The following is a 16,429-nucleotide window of genomic DNA, read 5'->3' as shown; positions in this document are numbered from 1 at the left end:
GGCCCGGCCTCGGACCGCACGGGATCCCCGGACGGCCCGGCCTCGGACCGCACGGAGCACCCGAGGGGCTCGGGGTCGGACCGCACGGAGCCGCAGGGCGGCCCGGCGCCCGGCCGTACGGACCCCTCGCGGGCGCCGGGCGGGCCCGCCGCCGGGGTCGGGGGCGTCCGGGCCGGCCGCGCCACCGGGGCGGAGGACGCCTGGGCCGCCGACGCGCCCTCGACGGACAACCCGGGGCGCGACCTGGAGCGCCTTCTCGACCGCCTCAGGGACGATGTGCGCGACGCGGCCCGCGACCACGGGGTGACGCGCGCGCAGCTGGGCGAGGCGCGCCGCCACCTGTCGACGGCGGCCGCCCGCATCACGGCGCTCCTGCAGACGGGGCGCCCCGGGCCCGACCGCCCCGATCGCGGGGGCGCCTGACGCGCCGCCGCGCCCCGCTCAGCGGGTCAGGACGAGCTTCCCGAAGAGGTTCCCCTCCGCCATCCGCGCGAACGCGTCCCGCGCCCGGTCCATGGGCAGCACGTCGTCGATCACGGGCCTGACGCCCGTGGCCGCGCAGAAGGAGAGCAGGTCCTCCAGCTCGTCCCGCGAGCCCATCGTGGAGCCCACGACCCTCAGTTCGAGGAAGAAGATCCGGGTCAGCTCCGCGTTGGAGGGGCGGTCGCCGCTGGTCGCACCGGAGATCACCACCGTGCCGCCGGGCCGGAGCGACGTGATCGAGTGGGACCAGGTCGCGGCGCCCACCGTCTCGATCACCGCGTCGACCCGGTGCGGCAGCCGCTCGCCCGGCTCGAAGGCCGCGACCGCGCCCAGCGCGACGGCGCGCTCACGCTTGGCCGCGTCGCGGCTCGTCGCGTACACCCGAAGCCCCGCGGCGCTGCCGAGGACCACGCAGGCGGTGGCGACGCCGCCACCCGCCCCCTGCACGAGGACCGAGTCGCCGGGCCGCACGCCCGCGTTGGTGAACAGCATCCGGTACGCGGTGAGCCAGGCGGTCGGCAGGCAGGCGGCCTCCTCGAAGCTGAGCTCCCTCGGCTTCGGCAGCACGTTCCACGCGGGCACGGTGACCCGCTCGGCGAACGTGCCGTCGTACGTCTCGGTGAGGATGGACCTGCGCTCCTTCGGGCCGACGCCGTGGCCGGTCTCCCCGATGACGGAGTGGACGACGACCTCGTTGCCGTCCTCGTCGACTCCCGCTGCGTCGCAGCCGAGGATCATCGGCAGCCGGTCGGCCGGCAGCCCCACCCCGCGCAGCGACCAGAGGTCGTGGTGGTTGAGGGACGCGGCCCTGACGGTGACGGTGGTCCAGCCGGGCCGGGCCGCGGGATCCGGACGCTCCCCCAGCTCAAGGCCGTTGAGAGGCTGGTCCTTGTCGATGCGTGCTGCGTAGACGGCGAACATGCGACGACGATAGGGGCGCCCCTGGCACGGCGGAACACACCGCTCGTGTGACGCGCGCCCCGCCCGTGGCATGTGTGCACTCCGCCCGCAGGGGGCGCAGCCGCGGACGTCCCGGCCGAGGCGCGGGCAGACCGCCGCTCGCGGGGCGCGCGGGTCCGGCCCGCGCGCCCCTGCGGCGGTCAGCGGCGCGCGACGCCGTCCACCCGCGCGGCGGCCGCCACCGCGGCCGTGACCGCGGGGGCCACCCGCTCGTCGAAGGGCGAGGGGATGACGAAGTCGGCCGCCAGGTCGTCGCCCACGACGTCCGCGAGCGCGTCGGCCGCGGCGATCTTCATGCCCTCGGTGATGCGGGAGGCCCGCACCTGGAGCGCGCCCGCGAAGATGCCGGGGAAGGCGAGCACGTTGTTGATCTGGTTGGGGAAGTCGCTGCGGCCGGTCGCCACGACGGACGCGTACGTGTGCGCGACCTCCGGGTGGACCTCGGGATCCGGGTTGGCCATGGCGAAGACGAACGCGCCCTCGGCCATCGACGCGACGGCCGCCTCGGGCACGGTGCCGCCCGAGACGCCGATGAACACGTCCGCGCCCTTGAGCGCCGACTCGATCGAGCCGGTGAGTCCCGTCCTGTTGGTGAGTCCCGCGATCTCCCGCTTGACGTCCGTGAGGTCGTCGCGGTCGGCGCTGACGACACCCCTGCGGTCCGTCACGGCCACGTCGCCGATCCCCGCCGCCAGCAGGAACTTGGCGATGGCGACGCCCGCGGCGCCCGCGCCCGAGATCACCGCGCGCAGGTCGCCGAGGCGCCGGCCGGTGAGCCGGGCCGCGTTGCGCAGGGCGGCCAGCGTGACGACCGCGGTGCCGTGCTGGTCGTCGTGGAAGACCGGGATGTCGAGCCGCTCCTGGAGCTTGCGCTCGATCTCGAAGCACCGCGGTGCCGCGATGTCCTCCAGGTTGACCCCGCCGAACGAGGGCGCGAGCCGCACGACCGTCTCCACGATCTCGTCCACGTCGGTGGTGCCGAGTGCGATCGGCACCGCGTCGACCCCGCCGAACTGCTTGAAGAGGATCGCCTTGCCCTCCATCACGGGCAGGGACGCCTCAGGGCCGATGTCGCCGAGCCCGAGCACCGCGGTGCCGTCCGTGACCACGGCCACGACCTGCGACTTCCACGTGTAGTCGTGGACCAGCTCGGGCTTCTGCGCGATCGCGGTGCACACGCGCGCGACGCCGGGGGTGTACGCGAGGGAGAGCTCGTCCCTGTCCCGCACGGGCACGGTCGACCGCACGGCGAGCTTGCCGCCCCTGTGCAGGGCGAAGGCCGGATCGAAGGGCTCGTCGGACTCGGTGTCCTGCTCCGCGCCGCTGCGCGGGTTGACGATCTCCGCTGCCATGTGTTGTGTCCCCTTTTGAGTCGTTCGTTCGAGGGTGGTGCCGGGGGTGCCGTCCTGATCGGACGGTGGCCGACGCGCCGCACGCGCGTCCTCAAGTCCCGGTGGGGAAAAGTCCTTCATACCCGACGGGCGGCATCGCCACGCGCGCCGGAGCACGGTGTGGACGGCCGGAGATTCTCCGGCCGGGAAGAGACGTCCCGGAGGAAGGCCCCGCCGCCGGGAGGCGGCCGGGGTGCAGGTTCGGGGGTGACCCGTTATCCGATTTTGACATGCCCGGCGTCCTGAAGCCGCCTGTCCGAATGGCAGGATGCCACTCATCACACACGGTCGCGACACCCGAAGAAGTGTGCACGTCCACCTGGCAGACACCCGCTGCCGCCACAAAACGGTGACCCACCTCGGAGGACTTCGAACATGAGCACCATCCCTCGCACCACCGCCGCGAGGTCGCGGATCGCCGCCGTCGGCGCGCTCGCGGTCGCGGGCGCGCTCGTCCTGACGGGCTGCGGCGACCAGACCAAGAAGGACGGCGGGGGCGGCTCCGCCCAGGCGTCCGGGACCGCGGGCGGCGGGGCGCTGCACGACAAGCTGCCGCAGCAGATCAGGGACAAGGGCGTGCTCACGGTCGGCTCCGACATCGCGTACGCGCCGGTCGAGTTCACCGACAAGTCGGGCAGGACCGCGGGTATGGACCCCGACCTGGGCGCGGCCCTCGGCAAGCAGCTCGGCGTGAAGGTCCAGTTCGAGAACGGCACCTTCGACTCACTGGTGACCGGCCTGCGCGCCAAGCGCTACGACATGATCATGTCGGCCATGACGGACACCAAGGACCGGCAGAACGGCGTCGAGGACGGCAAGAAGGTCGGCGCGGGCGTCGACTTCGTCGACTACTACAGCGCGGGCGTCTCGATCTACACCCAGAAGGGCAAGACCCAGGGGATCAACGGCTGGGGCGACCTCTGCGGCAAGACCATCGTGCTGGAGCGCGGCACGGTCTCCGAGGACCTCGCCAAGTCCGAGGCGAAGAAGTGTCCCGCGGGCAAGCCGCTCAAGATCGAGCCGTTCGACACCGACCAGCAGGCGCAGGTGCGCCTCAGGAGCGGCGGCGCCGACGCCGGTTCCTCGGACTCCCCCATCGCCGCGTACGCGGTGAAGACGTCCGGCGGGGGCAAGGACTTCCAGCTGGTCGGCAAGACCGTCCAGGCCGCCCCGTACGGCATCGCCGTGACGAAGGGCGACACCCGGCTGACCCAGGCGCTGGGGGGCGCGCTCGACGCGATCATCAAGAACGGCGAGTACCGGAAGATCCTGGAGAAGTGGGGCGCCCAGGACGGCGCCGTGACCTCGGCCACGATCAACGGCGGCAGCTGACCCGCGGCGCCGCCGCCGCGCACGCCCGCGCGGCGGGGCGCACCGGACCGAGGCCGCGAGGACCGAGAGGCAGACAAGACCTGTGAGTGTCGACACCAACAACAAGGCGGAACCCGCCGACTCCGTGCCCGCACCGCCGGAGGCCATCCGCGCCATCCCGGTGAAGCACTACGGGCGGTACGTCTCCGGCGCGATCGCCGTGGCCGTGCTCGCCCTGATCATCTACGCCTTCGCCCAGGGCAAGGTGAACTGGGGCGCCATCCCCGACTTCTTCTTCGACGGCCGCGTGCTCGCGGGCGTCGGCAAGACCCTGCTCCTGACGGTGCTCGCGATGCTGATGGGCGTCGTGCTCGGCGTCATCCTGTCCGTGATGCGCCTGTCGAAGAACCCGGTGACCTCGTCCATCTCGTGGTTCTACATCTGGTTCTTCCGGGGCACGCCGGTCTACGTCCAGCTGCTGGTCTGGTTCAACCTGGGCCTGGTCTTCGAGTACATCAACCTCGGGCCGATCTACAAGGACTACTGGTCGTCCTTCATGACGCCGTTCCTGACAGCGCTGCTCGGCCTCGGCCTCAACGAGGCCGCGTACATGGCGGAGATCTGCCGCGCGGGCCTGCTGTCCGTGGACGAGGGCCAGACCGAGGCGTCGCAGGCGCTCGGGATGAGCCACGGCAAGACGCTGCGGCGCATCGTGATCCCGCAGGCGATGCGGGTGATCGTGCCGCCGACGGGCAACGAGGTCATCAACATGCTGAAGACGACGTCGCTCGTCTCGGCCGTGCAGTACTCCGAACTGCTGCGCGTGGCCCAGGACATCGGGCAGACCTCGGGCGCGGCGGCCGAGATGCTGTTCCTCGCGGCCGCCTGGTACCTGATCCTCACGACGGTCTTCAGCGTCGGCCAGTTCTACCTGGAGCGGTACTACGCGCGCGGTTCGAGCCGCGCGCTGCCGCCGACGCCCTGGCAGCGCGTGAAGGCCAACGTGCTCTCGCTGGGCACCCGTTCCGGAGGAGGTGTCACCGCGTGACCGCGATGGTGAAGGCCGAGGGCGTGCACAAGTCCTTCGGCGCGGTGGAGGTGCTCAAGGGCATCGACATCGAAGTCGCGCCCCGTGAGGTGTTCTGCCTGGTCGGCCCCTCGGGGTCGGGCAAGTCGACGTTCCTGCGGTGCATCAACCACCTGGAGAAGATCAACGCCGGGCGCCTGTACGTCGACGGCGAGCTGGTCGGCTACCGGCAGCAGGGCGAGAAGCTGTACGAGCTGCGCGACAGCGAGGTGGCGCTCAAGCGGCGCGACATCGGCATGGTCTTCCAGCGCTTCAACCTGTTCCCGCACATGACGGCCGTCGAGAACGTCATGGAGGCGCCCGTCCAGGTCAAGCGGGAGTCCAGGGCCTCGGCGCGGGCCCGCGCCGAGCGGCTGCTCGACCGGGTCGGGCTCTCGGACAAGGCGGGCAACTACCCCTCGCAGCTCTCCGGCGGCCAGCAGCAGCGGGTGGCGATCGCCCGCGCACTGGCGATGGAGCCGAAGCTGATGCTGTTCGACGAGCCGACCTCGGCGCTCGACCCTGAGCTGGTGGGCGACGTGCTCGACGTGATGCGCGACCTGGCGTCGGACGGCATGACCATGATCGTGGTGACCCACGAGATGGGCTTCGCCCGCGAGGTCGGGGACGCGCTGGTCTTCATGGACGACGGCGTGGTCGTGGAGTCGGGCCACCCGCGCGACGTCCTGACCGCCCCGCGGCACGAGCGCACCAAGGCGTTCCTCTCCAAGGTGCTGTGACGGCGGGCTCGCCGACCGGGGGCGCGCGGCGCGGGGGTACGGGGGCGGCGCGGCGCGCGCCCCGTGCCCCCGCCGTCCGTTTCCCCGCCGTCCGTTCCTCCGCTGGCCGTTTCCCCGCGCGCGGGCGGTCGCTGCGGTCACTTCAGCGCGAGGACGACCGAGTCCGTGGGCGAGGCCCACACGGCGCGCACCTCGTCGAAGCCGGCCGCGCGCAGCGCCGCGACATGCCAGTCGAGGGACGGCGTCTCGCCCTCGGCGTGGCTGCCGTAGATCCGGAACCGCTCGGCGGTCGGCTCCGCAAGCGCCGGGTCGGCCGCCGCGGCCTGCCACCACTCGTCCCAGCCGAGGACGCCCGCGGCCCGCTCCCGGTCCATGCGGGCGTGCCGGTGGGCGCGCTCGGCCGCGTCGATGCGCGGGGTGCCGGAGTGCGGCATGTGGTCGGCGTTGAGGAAGACGCCGCCGTCCCTGGTGAGGCCGGCGATCCGCCCGTACAACTCGGCCAGCGGCTCCCGGCGCAGCCAGTGCAGCGCGGTCGCGGTGAGCACCGCGTCGTACGTCGCGTACGGCAGGGCCGCGGTCCAGCCGGGGTCCGTGAGGTCGGCGGTGACGAAGGTGGCACGGTCGTCGCCCGCGAAGGTGCCGCGCGCGATGGCGAGCAGGGCTGGGTCGAGGTCGACACCGGTGCTCGTGGCCCCGGGGAACCGCTTGAGCAGCCGGTCCGTGATACTGCCCGTACCGCACGCCAGGTCGAGCACGCGCGGCTCGGGCCCCGTGAGGGCCTCGACCATGTCGAGCATGACCCGGAAGCGGTCCTCGCGGTCCGGCATGAACCACTCCTGCTGGCGATCCCAGCTCTCCTGCCAGGCCCACCAGTCGGTACCCTCCGCCGCCTCCGGTCCGCCCTGTGCCCGTACCACGTCCGCCATGGGAAGCCCTCCGCCCCTGCTGAGTCCTGTGTGCCGTTCCCCGCTCTGCGCGGGACCCGCGGCTGTTTCCCCGCGAGAGCACATCCGTAATACCCTGATTGCGAAAGCGACCATTACGCCGCCCCGCCCGGAAACCCTAGACCGCAGCCGTAAGGACTACAAGTGGACCTGGCCTCTTACTCGGACTACGCGGTGCGCCTCGTCAACACCGAGGAGCCGCTGCGCGGCACGGACGCCCTGACCTCGGTCGAGGCCGTACGGACCCTGTTCGGCGCCGCTTCCCAGGTGGCGCGGCGGGCGACGGACGCGGACGTGACCCGCCTGAGGTCCGTACGGGCCAGGCTGCGGGCCGTCTTCACGGCGGCGGACGAGGGCGACGAGCGGCTCGCCGTCGACCTCCTCAACGCCCTGCTGCTCGACTTCCCCGTCAGCCCCAAGGTGTCGGGCCACGACCTGCTCAACGAGGAGGGCAGGCCCGACTGGCACATGCACCTCGCGGAGCACACCTCCAACGCCACCGCCGCCTACGCGGCGACGGCCGCGATGGGCCTCGCCTTCCACCTCACCGGCTACGGGGTCGACCGCCTCGGCCTGTGCCAGGCAAGGCCCTGCCGCAACGCCTACCTGGACACCTCGACCAACCGCTCGCGCCGCTACTGCTCCGACCGGTGCGCGACGCGGGCGAACGTCGCCGCCTACCGGGCCCGCAAGCGCCTGGAGACCGAGCGGTCCGCGAGCACCGGCCGCACCGCGGAGGCCAGCCAGGCCAGCGTCGCGCCGACCGAGCGCTGACCCTCGCCGCGCGGCCGGTAGCGGCCGAGCACCCGGGCGAGCAGCAACTCGTCGGGCACCGTGCCGAACACCCGGCTGTCGCCCTCGGCCGCCGGGTTGTCGCCGAGCACCCACCAGCCGCCGTCGCGCCGCTCGACCAGCCGCTTGACGATGAGCAGGTCCTGCTGGAGCGGATGCTTCAGCACGGCGACGTCACCCGCCTTGACGGGCGCCCTGTACTGCACGAGCAGCTGGTCGCCGTGGACGAGGGTCGGGTACATGGAAGGACCCGTCACCTCGGCGATGCCCAGGGGCACCCGCGCCTCCCGCGGGTCCCGCCCCACCTCCGTCATCCGGCACCTCCCGGTCACACCGCACTCCGTCGTCGGTCCAATTCTGATGCCGGACTTTTGTCCTAAGCCCCAGGGGGCACTCGCGAAATCGGGCTTCCTACAGAGTAATGTCGCACCCGAGAAGACGATCACGAGGAAGGACAGCTCATGCTTTCCCGCCTGTTTGCTCCGAAGGTGAAGGTCAGCGCCCACTGCGACCTCCCCTGCGGCGTCTACGACCCCGCCCAGGCACGTATCGAGGCGGAGTCCGTCAAGGCCATCCAGGAGAAGATGGCCGGCAACGACGACCCCCACTTCCAGGCGCGCGCCACCGTCATCAAGGAGCAGCGCGCCGAGCTCGCCAAGCACCACGTCTCGGTGCTGTGGAGCGACTACTTCAAGCCCCCGCACTTCGAGAAGTACCCGGAGCTGCACCAGCTGGTCAACGACACCCTGAAGGCCCTGTCGGCCGCCAAGGGCTCCACGGACCCGGCCTCCGGCCAGAAGGCCCTGGACTACATCGCCCAGGTCGACAAGATCTTCTGGGAGACCAAGAAGGCCTGACCCCGCGTCATGCCCCCTGACCCGCGATCCCCGCGATCGCCAGGTCTCCGGCCGCACCCGCCCCGCCGCACCCGGCGGGGCGGGTGCCGTCGTTTCGCCGCCCTGCCCCGAGGGGGCGAGGCGGACGCGGGCGCCGCTAGGACGCCTTGCTCAGGGCGGGGTCGGTGCGCCAGACGAGGGCGAGTTCGGTGAGTGGTACGTCGAGGACCTCGCTGAGCCGGACGACGGTGCCGAACGCGGGCGTCGGGAGCCGGCCGGTCTCGATCTTGCGGAGGGTCTCGGGCGAGATCTCCGCCGCCGCGGCCACCTCGACGGGACTGCGCCCGGCCCGGGCGGCGCGCAGCGCGGCCCCGAGGCGTCGGCCCGCCTCGATCTGTTCGGGAGCGAGCGGGTGGCGAACCATGCGGTCATGCTAAAGGCGCAGGTGACCCGCGGCAACCACCCTTCGACCTGGTATAAATATACCTGTCGGCACCCCGCGGAGATCGAGGATCGCAGTGATCGAGCACAAATCGCCCAAGGACATCGAGCGCATGCGCGTCACCGGAGAGTTCGTCGGCCAGGTGCTCGCCGAACTCGGCGACCTCGCCGCGGTGGGCGTCAATCTGCTGGACCTGGAGCACCACGCCCGCCGCCGGATCAAGGAGCGCGGCGCGGAGTCCTGCTACTGGGACTACGCGCCCTCGTTCGGCAAGGGCCCGTTCCGCAACGTGGTGTGCCTCTCGGTCAACGACGCGGTCCTGCACGGACTTCCGCACAGCTACACGCTGCGCGACGGCGACCTGCTCTCCATGGACATGGCGGTCACCATCGACGGCTGGTCCGCGGACTCGGCGCACTCCGTCGTCGTGGGCACCCCGGCCCCCGAGGACCTGCGGCTGATCGAGGCGACCGAGGTCGCCCTGGAGGCCGCGATCGAGGTCGCCCTGCCAGGCAACCGGCTCGGGGACGTCTCCGCGGCCATCGGCGCCGTCGCCGCGGAGTACGGCTACCCGGTCAACCTGGAGTTCGGCGGGCACGGCATCGGCCGCACGATGCACGAGGACCCGCACATCCCCAACGACGGCCGCCCCGGCCGCGGCTGGAAGCTCCGCCCCGGCCTGACCATCGCCATCGAGCCCTGGTTCGCGGCCGGCACCAACAGGATCGTCTTCGACCCCGACGGCTGGACGATCCGCTCGGCGGACGGCTCCCGCACCGCCCACTCGGAGCACACGGTCGCCGTCACCGAGGCCGCCCCGCTCGTCCTCACCCGCCGCCCCGCACCCGCCAAGGCGCACCAGACCGCCCCACAGCCCCCGACACCCACCCGATGACAGGGCACGCCCCGCCCCCGCCGCGCCCCGTGAGCTGTGGGGTACGTGGGGCGTGCGAAAGTGGCGGGAAGAACGGCGCAAGGTCTCGCGCAGCCGTTCGAGGCTGACATAGGGTCACATTCCATGACGGGTTTGCCCTACGCGGCGATCGACAGCAGCAGCAGACCGCGCACCGCCGGCGTGTACGACTACCTGCTCGGCGGCCACGAGTACTACCGGGCCGACCGCGAGATCGGCGACCGCCTGCCCGCGCTGATCCGGGAGAGCGCCCGCCACAACCGGGAGTTCATGCGCCGGGCCGTGGCGTGGCTCGCGGGCCGCGGGGTGGACCAGTTCCTCGACATCGGCACGGGCTTTCCCGCCGAGCCCAACCTCCACCAGGTGGCGCAGAGCGTCAATCCGGCCGCCAGGGTCCTGTACACGGACAACAACCGGCTGATTCTGCGGTACGCGGAGGCGCTGCTCGTGAGCCATCCCGCGGGCGGCACGGACTACCTCCAGGCCGATGTGCGCGACCCCGCCGTGATCCTCGATCACGCGCGTACGGCCCTCGACCTGACCCGGCCCGTCGCGCTGTCGCTCACCGGGCTGCTGCACTTCGTGCCGGACTGCGCGGATCCGCACGGGCTCGTCGCCGAACTGGCGGCGGGGCTGCCGTCCGGCAGCCATGTGGTGCTCTCGCACGCCGGGTCCGACCTGCATCCCGAGTTGCTCCGGGACGTCCTCGACGCGTACGCGAGTGGCGGGGTGCAGCTGGTGCCGCGCGACCGCGCCGCCTGCGCCCGGTTCTTCGACGGTCTGGAACCCGTCGCCCCCGGCCTGGTCACCGCCACTGAGTGGTCCCCTGACGCCCCCGTGCCCGACCCGGCACCGACCGGCCTCTACGTGGGCGTGGCCCGGGTGCCCTGAGGCCGGGCCACGCGCGGGTCAGCCCTGCGCGGTGGGCCGTACGACGATCTCGTTGACGTCCACCTCGGGAGGCCGCCCCACCGCGTACGCGATCGCTCCGGCGACGGCCTCGGCCGGGATGGCGATCTCCATGCCGGCGCGCACCGCCTCGCGGGCCGCCTCGTCGCCGCTGCCCTCGGCGAGCTCGCTGCGGGTGAAGCCGGGGCTGACGACGGTGACCCGCACCTCGCGGCTCTCCTGGCGCAGTCCCTCGGAGATCGCCCGCACGGCGTACTTGGTCGCGCAGTAGACGGCGGCGGTCGGGTCGACCCGCAGCCCGGCGACCGAGGCGACGTTGACGACATGGCCCGAGCCCTGGGCCCGCATCTGCGGCAGCACGGCGGCGATGCCGTGCAGCACGCCCCGCACGTTGACGTCGATCATGCGGTCCCACTCGTCGGTGCGGACCGCGTCGAGCGGGGCGAGGGCCATCAGGCCCGCGTTGTTGACGAGCACGTCGATCCGGCCGTGCCGGGCACGAGCCGCCGCCGCGAACGCCAGGACGCTCTTTGGGTCCGTGACGTCGAGCACGTGGTGGTCGGCGCTGCCTCCGGCCGCCTCGATGTCCGCGGCGACCGCGGCGATCCGGTCGGCGCGGCGGGCGCCGAGCACGACCCGGTGGCCCGCGGCGGCGAGCCTGCGGGCGGTGGCCTCGCCGATGCCGCTGCTCGCGCCGGTGACGAGGACGACCAGGGACGCGGTGTCCTGCCGGGGAGCGGGGTCCGTGCCTGCGGTGGGACGGTGCGGTGTGCTGTTCATGTCCTGCCTTCGTGGGTCTTCCGGGGCACCCGGCGGGCGCCCCGGCGGGGCACGCGCGCCGCTCGTACGGCCGGGCGGGCGCGTCGGGCAGGGCGCGCGGACCTGCCGCGCGCCGCTCGGCACCGATCGTGCCGTCGCCCGGCGACCGGCGGCAGGACGCGTCTTCCTGGGTGCGGCACTCCTGGGACCGGCGACGCCGTACCCTGTGCCCATGGACGGCAGCGCACTGGGTGAGTTCCTTCGGGCCAGGCGTGCCCAGGTGGGCCCCGCCGACGTGGGCCTGCCCGCGGCCGGCGCCCGCCGGGTGGCGGGGCTGCGGCGGGAGGAGGTCGCGGTGCTCGCCGGGGTCAGCGCCGACTACTACACCCGGCTCGAACAGGGACGCGAGCGCAGCCCTTCGGGGCAGGTCGTGGACGCCATCGCGGACGCGTTGCGGCTGGGGACGGACGCCCGCTGGCACGCGTACCGGCTGGCCGGGCTGCTGCCGAGGTCCCCGGCGGACACCACCGCGACGGCCCAGGTACCGGTCCCCGCGGCCGGGCCCGGCGTACGGCCCGAGGCGGGCGAGCCGGTCGACCCGGCGCTGCTCCACCTGATGGCCGGCTTCCCCGCCGCCGCCGCGTACATCGTGAACAGCAGGCTCGACCTGCTGGCCTGGAACGCGCCGGCGGCGGCGCTCTGCGCCCCGCTCACCATCGGGCGCAACATGGTCCGCACCGTCTTCCTCGACCCGGTGGCCCGCACCCTGTTCGCCGAGTGGCGGGTGGTCGCGCGGGACACGGTCGCGGTGCTCCGGCAGGCCGCGGGCGCGGCGCCCGAGGACCGGGAGCTGACCGCGCTGGTCGCGGAACTCCTCGACGTGAGCGAGGAGTTCGCGCGGCTGTGGGAGCAGCACGCGGTGGGGCGGCTGGGCAGCAGGACCAAGGTGTTCGCCCACCCCGCGGGCGGCCGCCTCACCCTCACGTACCATGCGTTCGACGTGCAGGGCACCCCCGGCCAGCAGCTCCTCGTGGGCACGGCCGAGCCGGGCGGTCCGGACGCGGCGGCGCTGGCCCGCGTCACCGCGGCGGCGGCCGGGGCACGGGCGGCGTGAGCCGGCGGGCCGTGCCCGCTGTCCTCCCGCCGCCCGGCCGGTCGGGACGCCCGTGTCCCAGCGGCCCGGCGCCGGGCCGGGCGCGTCCCTCCGGTGCCGGAACCCCGCCCCACCTCGGCTGCAAGGTTTCTGCAAGGGCTCGTCAAGCCGGCCGGGACCGGGGTCGGGCATGAGGTCCTCCGAGGAGCCCCGGGGCCGCCGGGGCGCGTCTCGGGGGAGAGGTATGAAGCAGTGGGAGGGGCCCTCGGGCCCCGTGCGCGACTCCGGGCAGTGGCTGACGCTGTCCGGTTGCAAGAAGGTTCTCTTCGTCGTCCACACCGAGGTCTACGGCCAGCGACTGCGTGAGCTGCTGCCGCTGTTCGACTCGGACCTGCGGGTGCAGGTGGCGTTCACGGTGGCGCCGCACGCGTTCAACAGCGGGGCGGCGCGCTCGCTCGACGAGATCGGGGGCACAGCGGTCCTGCCGTGGCGCGAGGCGGTGGAGACCGAGTTCGACCTGGCGCTCGCCGCGGGCTCGCAGGGCATGGAGCAGGTGCGGGCACCGGTCGTCCGTCTCCCGCACGGCGCGGGCCACATCAAGCTGTCCCGGGCGCCCGAGGGCGGCGCGCAGGGGCGGCGCAGCGTGGGCGGTCTCGGCCGCGAGTACCTGACGTGGGACGGCCGGGTGGTGCCGGCGGCGCTCGCGCTGGCGCACCGCGCGGATCTCGACGTACTGGCGCGGGACTGCCCGGAGGCCGTACCGATCGCGACGGTGGTCGGCGACGGCAGCTTCGACCGGATACGGGCGAGCCTGCCGCACCGCGACCGCTACCGGGCGGCGCTCGGGCTGCGCCCTGGCCAGAAGCTGGTGCTGGTGACGACGACCTGGGGCCACGGGTCGTCCTTCAGCAGGCTGGACGCGCTGCTGCCGCGGCTGGTGGCGGAGCTGCCGGCCCCGGAGTACCGGATCGCCGTGCTGGTCCACCCCAACGTGCACGCGGGGCACGGGGACTGGCAGGTGGCCTCGTGGCTCGCGGGGTTCCGCAGGCGGGGCGTGGCGGTGCTCGGCGCGGGCGCCGACTGGCGCACCCACCTGGTCGCGGCGGACTACATCGTGGGCGATCACGGGTCGACCACCGTGTACGGGACGCTGACGCGGGCGGCGATCCTGCTGGCCCGGTTCCCCTCGGGCGACGTCAATCCGGCCTCGCCCGGCGCGGCGCTCGGCCGGCTCGCGCCCGCGCTGTCGCCGGGCCATCCGCTGCCGCAGCAGCTGGCGTACGCGGCGCGGACGTATCCGGCGGACGAGTACGCGCGGATCGCCGGTCTGATCTCCTCGGAGCCCGGCCGCTTCGACCTGCGGATGCGGGCGCTGATGTACCGGGTGCTGGGGCTCGGGGCGCCGGCGTACGACCCGGCGCCGGGGCCGCTGCCGCTGCCGGCGCGGCTCCCGGGGCGTGCGGGCCGCCGCCCCGGCGGCCTGGGGCTGTCGGCGTGAGTGCGCCGGGCGTGGTGCTGCTGCCCGAGGGGGCGGTGGCGGTCGACCTGGACGGCCCGGCGGGCGAGGAGTGGCGGCAGTGCGCCGACGTGCTGTGGGCGGGCGCGCCGCGCCCGGCCGAGTACGCCGCGCTGCTCGTGCGCCGTGTCCTGCGCGACTACCCGGGGTGTGCGCTCGTGGTGGTCGCCTGCTCGGACCCGGCCGGGGTGGTGTGGGGGTTCAGCGCCCACCCCGCTCCCCCAGGTGCTCCAGCCGCCGGGCGACGCGACGGGTGTCCGTGCCGCTGACGGGTTCGTACAGGGCCAGGGACCGCGTGTAGTGGTCCCTGGCCCGTGCCGTGTCGCCGCGCTCCTCGGCGCTCTCACCGAGCAGTTCCAGGGTGCGGGCCCGCCAGTGCACGGACCCGGCGGCGGCGAACTCGTCGAGAGCGCGGGCGAGATGGGCCTCCCCCTCGGTGTGTCCACGGCCGGAGAGCGCGACGGCGCGGCCGAGGAAGGCGAGGGCCCGCGCCGCGTCGTAGCCGTCGCCCTCCGCGAGCAGGTCGGCGCGGGCGCGGGTGAGCCGGTGGAAGGCGTCCTCGGCGCGGCCGGTCTCCAAGTCGATGTCGGCCAGGCAGATCAGGGTGAGCGCGCCTCCGCGCCGCAGCCCGTGCTCCTCGCGCAGCCGGAGCGCCACGGCGAAGTGGGTACGGGCCTCTGCCAGGCGTCCGGCGAGCCGGTGTGCCTGGCCGAGGTCGTGCAGGGCCTGGGCGCGTGCGACCGGATCGCCTGCGCGGTCGGCGAGTTCGGCGGCGCGGGTGACCCACTCGACCGACTCGTCGTGCAGCCCGGCGTTGCGCAGCCCGGCGCCGCCTGAGGTGAGCATGCGGCTCTCCGCCTCGGTGTCGCCGCGCCTGCGGGCCGCGGCGAGGCCGATGCGGTGGGCCTCGATCCACAGGTCGTAGGAACGCAGCCGGTTGAACAACGGCCAGAGGGCGTCGGCGAGTTGCCAGGCCGCGTCGTCCCAGCCGCGCTCCGCTGCGGCCCGCAGCACGGTCATCAGGTCGGCCGCCTCCTCCCCCAGCCAGCGCAGGGCGCCCGCGGGGTCGTGGAAGGGCGCGGGCCGCGTCGGCGGGAAGGCGTAGTCCCTGCGCAGGGTGCGGTGGGTCGGGGTGATCAGGGCCTCCGCCGCGGTCGCTGTGCCCAGGTAGTGGTCCACCAGGCGGCGCACCGTGTCGTGCCGGTCCTGTGCCGAGTCGTGTGCCGCTGCGCGGCGGGCGGCGTGGGCACGGGTCAGGTCGTGGAAGCGATAGCGCTCGCGCGCGGTGTCCCCGTCCCCCGCGGTGTGCGCCTCCAGGAGGCTGGCCTCGGTCAACTCGTCGAGCAGGTGCTCCACTTCGGCGTCCGGCAGGTCGAGTGCCACGGCGGCGGCCGTACGGTCCACTGCGGGCAGGGGCAGCAGCCCGAGGAGGCGGTAGCCGCGCGCGAGGGCGGGTGACAGCCGCAGGTATGACTGGTCGAGCGCGGTCTCGACGGTGTGGGTGCCCTCGACGCGCAGCGCGCGCACCCCGTCGGCGCCGGTGAGCGCGGCGGCGAGGGTGGCGAGGGAGCGGTGGGGGCGGGCGGCGAGCCTGGCGGCGGCGACACACATCGCGAGCGGGAGCCCGCCGCAGGCCAGGGCGACGGTCCTGGTCGCCTCGGGTTCGCGGTGTGCACGCTCGGCGCCGATCCTGCGGGTCAGCAGGTCGACGGAGTCCGGCAGGGCGAGCGCGCCGAGCGGCAGGAAGGCGGCGCCGTCGACGCCGAGGCCGGTCAGGCGCCGTCTGCTGGTGACCACGACGAGGCTGTCGGCCGCGCCGGGCAGCAGGGGCCGGACCTGGGCGACGCTGAGGGCGTTGTCCAGGAGCACCGCGATGCGCGACCCGGCGGTGAACGTCCGCCACAGGGCGGCTTGTTCGGCGAGTTCTACCGGAACTCTCGCGGCGCCGAGGGCCCGCAGGAACTGGCCGAGCACCTCGCCGGGAGCGGCGGGCGGGCGCTCCTCGTCGCCGTGGCCGCGCAGGTCGGCGTAGAGCTGCCCGTCGGGGAAGTGCCGTTCGCGCCCGGCGAGCCAGCGCGAGGCGAGCGCGGTCTTGCCGATACCGGGCGGCCCGCTGACCACGACGAGAACGGGGCCGCGGGGGCCGCCGGGGCTGTCGAGGCCGCCGGGGCCCTCCGGGGCGTGGGTGCCGCCGAGGGCATGGGTGCGGTCGGGGCTCCCGAGGCCGCTGGGGTTCGCCCGGCCGTCCGGCCCCGGGTCCGTACCCGTGTCGGC

17 protein-coding genes and 1 pseudogene are annotated in these 16,429 nt (G+C 73.9%); 11 read left to right on the top strand and 7 right to left on the bottom strand.

Annotated features, from left to right (window positions below):
- Window positions 1-423: pseudogene (locus ABEA77_RS21595) on the top strand (hypothetical protein); the annotation flags it as partial.
- A gap of 18 nt (window positions 424-441) precedes the next feature.
- On the opposite strand, the gene ABEA77_RS21590 reads toward ABEA77_RS21595, so the two are convergent.
- A complete protein-coding gene (locus ABEA77_RS21590) occupies window positions 442-1,404 on the bottom strand; it encodes a zinc-binding dehydrogenase (protein WP_345650092.1) in 963 nt (320 codons plus the stop codon).
- A gap of 179 nt (window positions 1,405-1,583) precedes the next feature.
- A complete protein-coding gene (locus ABEA77_RS21585; RefSeq protein ID WP_345650089.1) occupies window positions 1,584-2,795 on the bottom strand; it encodes an NAD(P)-dependent malic enzyme in 1,212 nt (403 codons plus the stop codon).
- 414 nt (window positions 2,796-3,209) lie between these two features.
- Between ABEA77_RS21585 and ABEA77_RS21580 the strand changes: the two genes are divergently transcribed.
- The 3 genes from ABEA77_RS21580 (at window position 3,210) to ABEA77_RS21570 (ending at window position 5,951) form a co-directional block, all read left to right on the top strand.
- On the top strand, window positions 3,210-4,166 hold the full coding sequence (locus ABEA77_RS21580) for an ABC transporter substrate-binding protein (protein ID WP_345650086.1): 957 nt from the start codon (window positions 3,210-3,212) through the stop codon (window positions 4,164-4,166).
- Window positions 4,167-4,248: 82 nt separating this feature from the next.
- The gene (locus tag ABEA77_RS21575; protein WP_345650083.1) at window positions 4,249-5,193 is read left to right on the top strand and encodes an amino acid ABC transporter permease; all 945 of its coding nucleotides are present in this window, start codon (window positions 4,249-4,251) and stop codon (window positions 5,191-5,193) included.
- A complete protein-coding gene (locus tag ABEA77_RS21570) occupies window positions 5,190-5,951 on the top strand; it encodes an amino acid ABC transporter ATP-binding protein (protein WP_345650080.1) in 762 nt (253 codons plus the stop codon). Before ABEA77_RS21575 ends, ABEA77_RS21570 begins: the two co-directional genes overlap by 4 nt.
- Window positions 5,952-6,088: 137 nt before the next feature.
- Here ABEA77_RS21570 and ABEA77_RS21565 read toward each other — a convergent pair whose 3' ends face one another.
- Window positions 6,089-6,877, bottom strand: a complete 789-nt coding sequence (locus ABEA77_RS21565; RefSeq protein WP_345650077.1) for a class I SAM-dependent methyltransferase — start codon at window positions 6,875-6,877, stop codon at window positions 6,089-6,091.
- A 162-nt stretch (window positions 6,878-7,039) separates the two neighbouring features.
- On the opposite strand from ABEA77_RS21565, the gene ABEA77_RS21560 reads away from it, so the two are divergent.
- Entirely contained in the window at window positions 7,040-7,669 is a 630-nt protein-coding gene (locus ABEA77_RS21560) for a CGNR zinc finger domain-containing protein (protein ID WP_345650074.1), read from the top strand.
- Here ABEA77_RS21560 and sodX read toward each other — a convergent pair.
- On the bottom strand, window positions 7,573-8,001 hold the full coding sequence (gene sodX / locus ABEA77_RS21555) for a nickel-type superoxide dismutase maturation protease (protein WP_345650071.1): 429 nt from the start codon (window positions 7,999-8,001) through the stop codon (window positions 7,573-7,575). The two genes, ABEA77_RS21560 and sodX, sit on opposite strands and share 97 nt — an antisense overlap.
- A gap of 147 nt (window positions 8,002-8,148) precedes the next feature.
- Between sodX and sodN the strand changes: the two genes are divergently transcribed.
- Complete coding sequence (gene sodN, locus ABEA77_RS21550) at window positions 8,149-8,544, top strand: superoxide dismutase, Ni (RefSeq protein ID WP_345650068.1); 396 nt, start codon at window positions 8,149-8,151, stop codon at window positions 8,542-8,544.
- Between the two features lie 136 nt (window positions 8,545-8,680).
- On the opposite strand, the gene ABEA77_RS21545 is transcribed toward sodN, so the two are convergent.
- Window positions 8,681-8,947: a helix-turn-helix domain-containing protein gene (locus ABEA77_RS21545; protein WP_345650066.1), complete on the bottom strand. Its 267-nt coding sequence runs from the start codon at window positions 8,945-8,947 to the stop codon at window positions 8,681-8,683.
- Window positions 8,948-9,041: 94 nt separating this feature from the next.
- Between ABEA77_RS21545 and map the strand changes: the two genes are divergently transcribed.
- Window positions 9,042-9,860, top strand: a complete 819-nt coding sequence (map, locus tag ABEA77_RS21540; protein ID WP_345650063.1) for a type I methionyl aminopeptidase — start codon at window positions 9,042-9,044, stop codon at window positions 9,858-9,860.
- 123 nt (window positions 9,861-9,983) lie between these two features.
- Window positions 9,984-10,769: an SAM-dependent methyltransferase gene (locus ABEA77_RS21535; protein ID WP_345650060.1), complete on the top strand. Its 786-nt coding sequence runs from the start codon at window positions 9,984-9,986 to the stop codon at window positions 10,767-10,769.
- Between the two features lie 18 nt (window positions 10,770-10,787).
- Here ABEA77_RS21535 and ABEA77_RS21530 read toward each other — a convergent pair whose 3' ends face one another.
- Window positions 10,788-11,567 (bottom strand): SDR family oxidoreductase, encoded by a 780-nt coding sequence (locus ABEA77_RS21530; protein WP_345650057.1) that lies wholly within the window; start codon window positions 11,565-11,567, stop codon window positions 10,788-10,790.
- Window positions 11,568-11,778: 211 nt separating this feature from the next.
- Here ABEA77_RS21530 and ABEA77_RS21525 point away from each other — a divergent pair, with 211 nt between their 5' ends.
- The 3 genes from ABEA77_RS21525 to ABEA77_RS21515 all read left to right on the top strand — a co-directional run bounded on the left by ABEA77_RS21525 (window position 11,779) and on the right by ABEA77_RS21515 (window position 14,424).
- The gene (locus tag ABEA77_RS21525; protein ID WP_345650054.1) at window positions 11,779-12,660 is read left to right on the top strand and encodes a helix-turn-helix domain-containing protein; all 882 of its coding nucleotides are present in this window, start codon (window positions 11,779-11,781) and stop codon (window positions 12,658-12,660) included.
- A gap of 223 nt (window positions 12,661-12,883) precedes the next feature.
- Entirely contained in the window at window positions 12,884-14,137 is a 1,254-nt protein-coding gene (locus ABEA77_RS21520; protein ID WP_345650051.1) for a hypothetical protein, read from the top strand.
- Entirely contained in the window at window positions 14,134-14,424 is a 291-nt protein-coding gene (locus tag ABEA77_RS21515; RefSeq protein WP_345650048.1) for a hypothetical protein, read from the top strand. The genes ABEA77_RS21520 and ABEA77_RS21515 overlap by 4 nt, the downstream gene beginning before the upstream one ends.
- Here the strand turns inward: ABEA77_RS21515 and ABEA77_RS21510 are convergent.
- The coding region (locus ABEA77_RS21510; RefSeq protein ID WP_345650045.1) for an ATP-binding protein at window positions 14,357-16,429 on the bottom strand (2,073 nt) is incomplete at its 5' end. The two genes, ABEA77_RS21515 and ABEA77_RS21510, sit on opposite strands and share 68 nt — an antisense overlap.

It is taken from the genome of Streptomyces tremellae (assembly GCF_039540215.1).
GTDB classification, from domain to species: domain Bacteria; phylum Actinomycetota; class Actinomycetes; order Streptomycetales; family Streptomycetaceae; genus Streptomyces; species Streptomyces tremellae.
The sequence above is the reverse complement of the archived record's forward strand: the minus strand, read 5'-3'. Positions and strand labels throughout refer to the sequence as shown.

Coding starts and splice junctions, on each gene's coding strand:
- ABEA77_RS21530 (WP_345650057.1), bottom strand. CDS start 11,567: ATGAACAGCACACCGCACCGTCCCACCGCAGGCACGGACCCCGCTCCC.
- ABEA77_RS21580 (WP_345650086.1), top strand. CDS start 3,210: ATGAGCACCATCCCTCGCACCACCGCCGCGAGGTCGCGGATCGCCGCC.
- ABEA77_RS21585 (WP_345650089.1), bottom strand. CDS start 2,795: ATGGCAGCGGAGATCGTCAACCCGCGCAGCGGCGCGGAGCAGGACACC.
- ABEA77_RS21520 (WP_345650051.1), top strand. CDS start 12,884: ATGAAGCAGTGGGAGGGGCCCTCGGGCCCCGTGCGCGACTCCGGGCAG.
- ABEA77_RS21525 (WP_345650054.1), top strand. CDS start 11,779: ATGGACGGCAGCGCACTGGGTGAGTTCCTTCGGGCCAGGCGTGCCCAG.
- sodX (WP_345650071.1), bottom strand. CDS start 8,001: ATGACGGAGGTGGGGCGGGACCCGCGGGAGGCGCGGGTGCCCCTGGGC.
- ABEA77_RS21535 (WP_345650060.1), top strand. CDS start 9,984: ATGACGGGTTTGCCCTACGCGGCGATCGACAGCAGCAGCAGACCGCGC.
- ABEA77_RS21565 (WP_345650077.1), bottom strand. CDS start 6,877: ATGGCGGACGTGGTACGGGCACAGGGCGGACCGGAGGCGGCGGAGGGT.
- ABEA77_RS21545 (WP_345650066.1), bottom strand. CDS start 8,947: ATGGTTCGCCACCCGCTCGCTCCCGAACAGATCGAGGCGGGCCGACGC.
- sodN (WP_345650068.1), top strand. CDS start 8,149: ATGCTTTCCCGCCTGTTTGCTCCGAAGGTGAAGGTCAGCGCCCACTGC.
- ABEA77_RS21590 (WP_345650092.1), bottom strand. CDS start 1,404: ATGTTCGCCGTCTACGCAGCACGCATCGACAAGGACCAGCCTCTCAAC.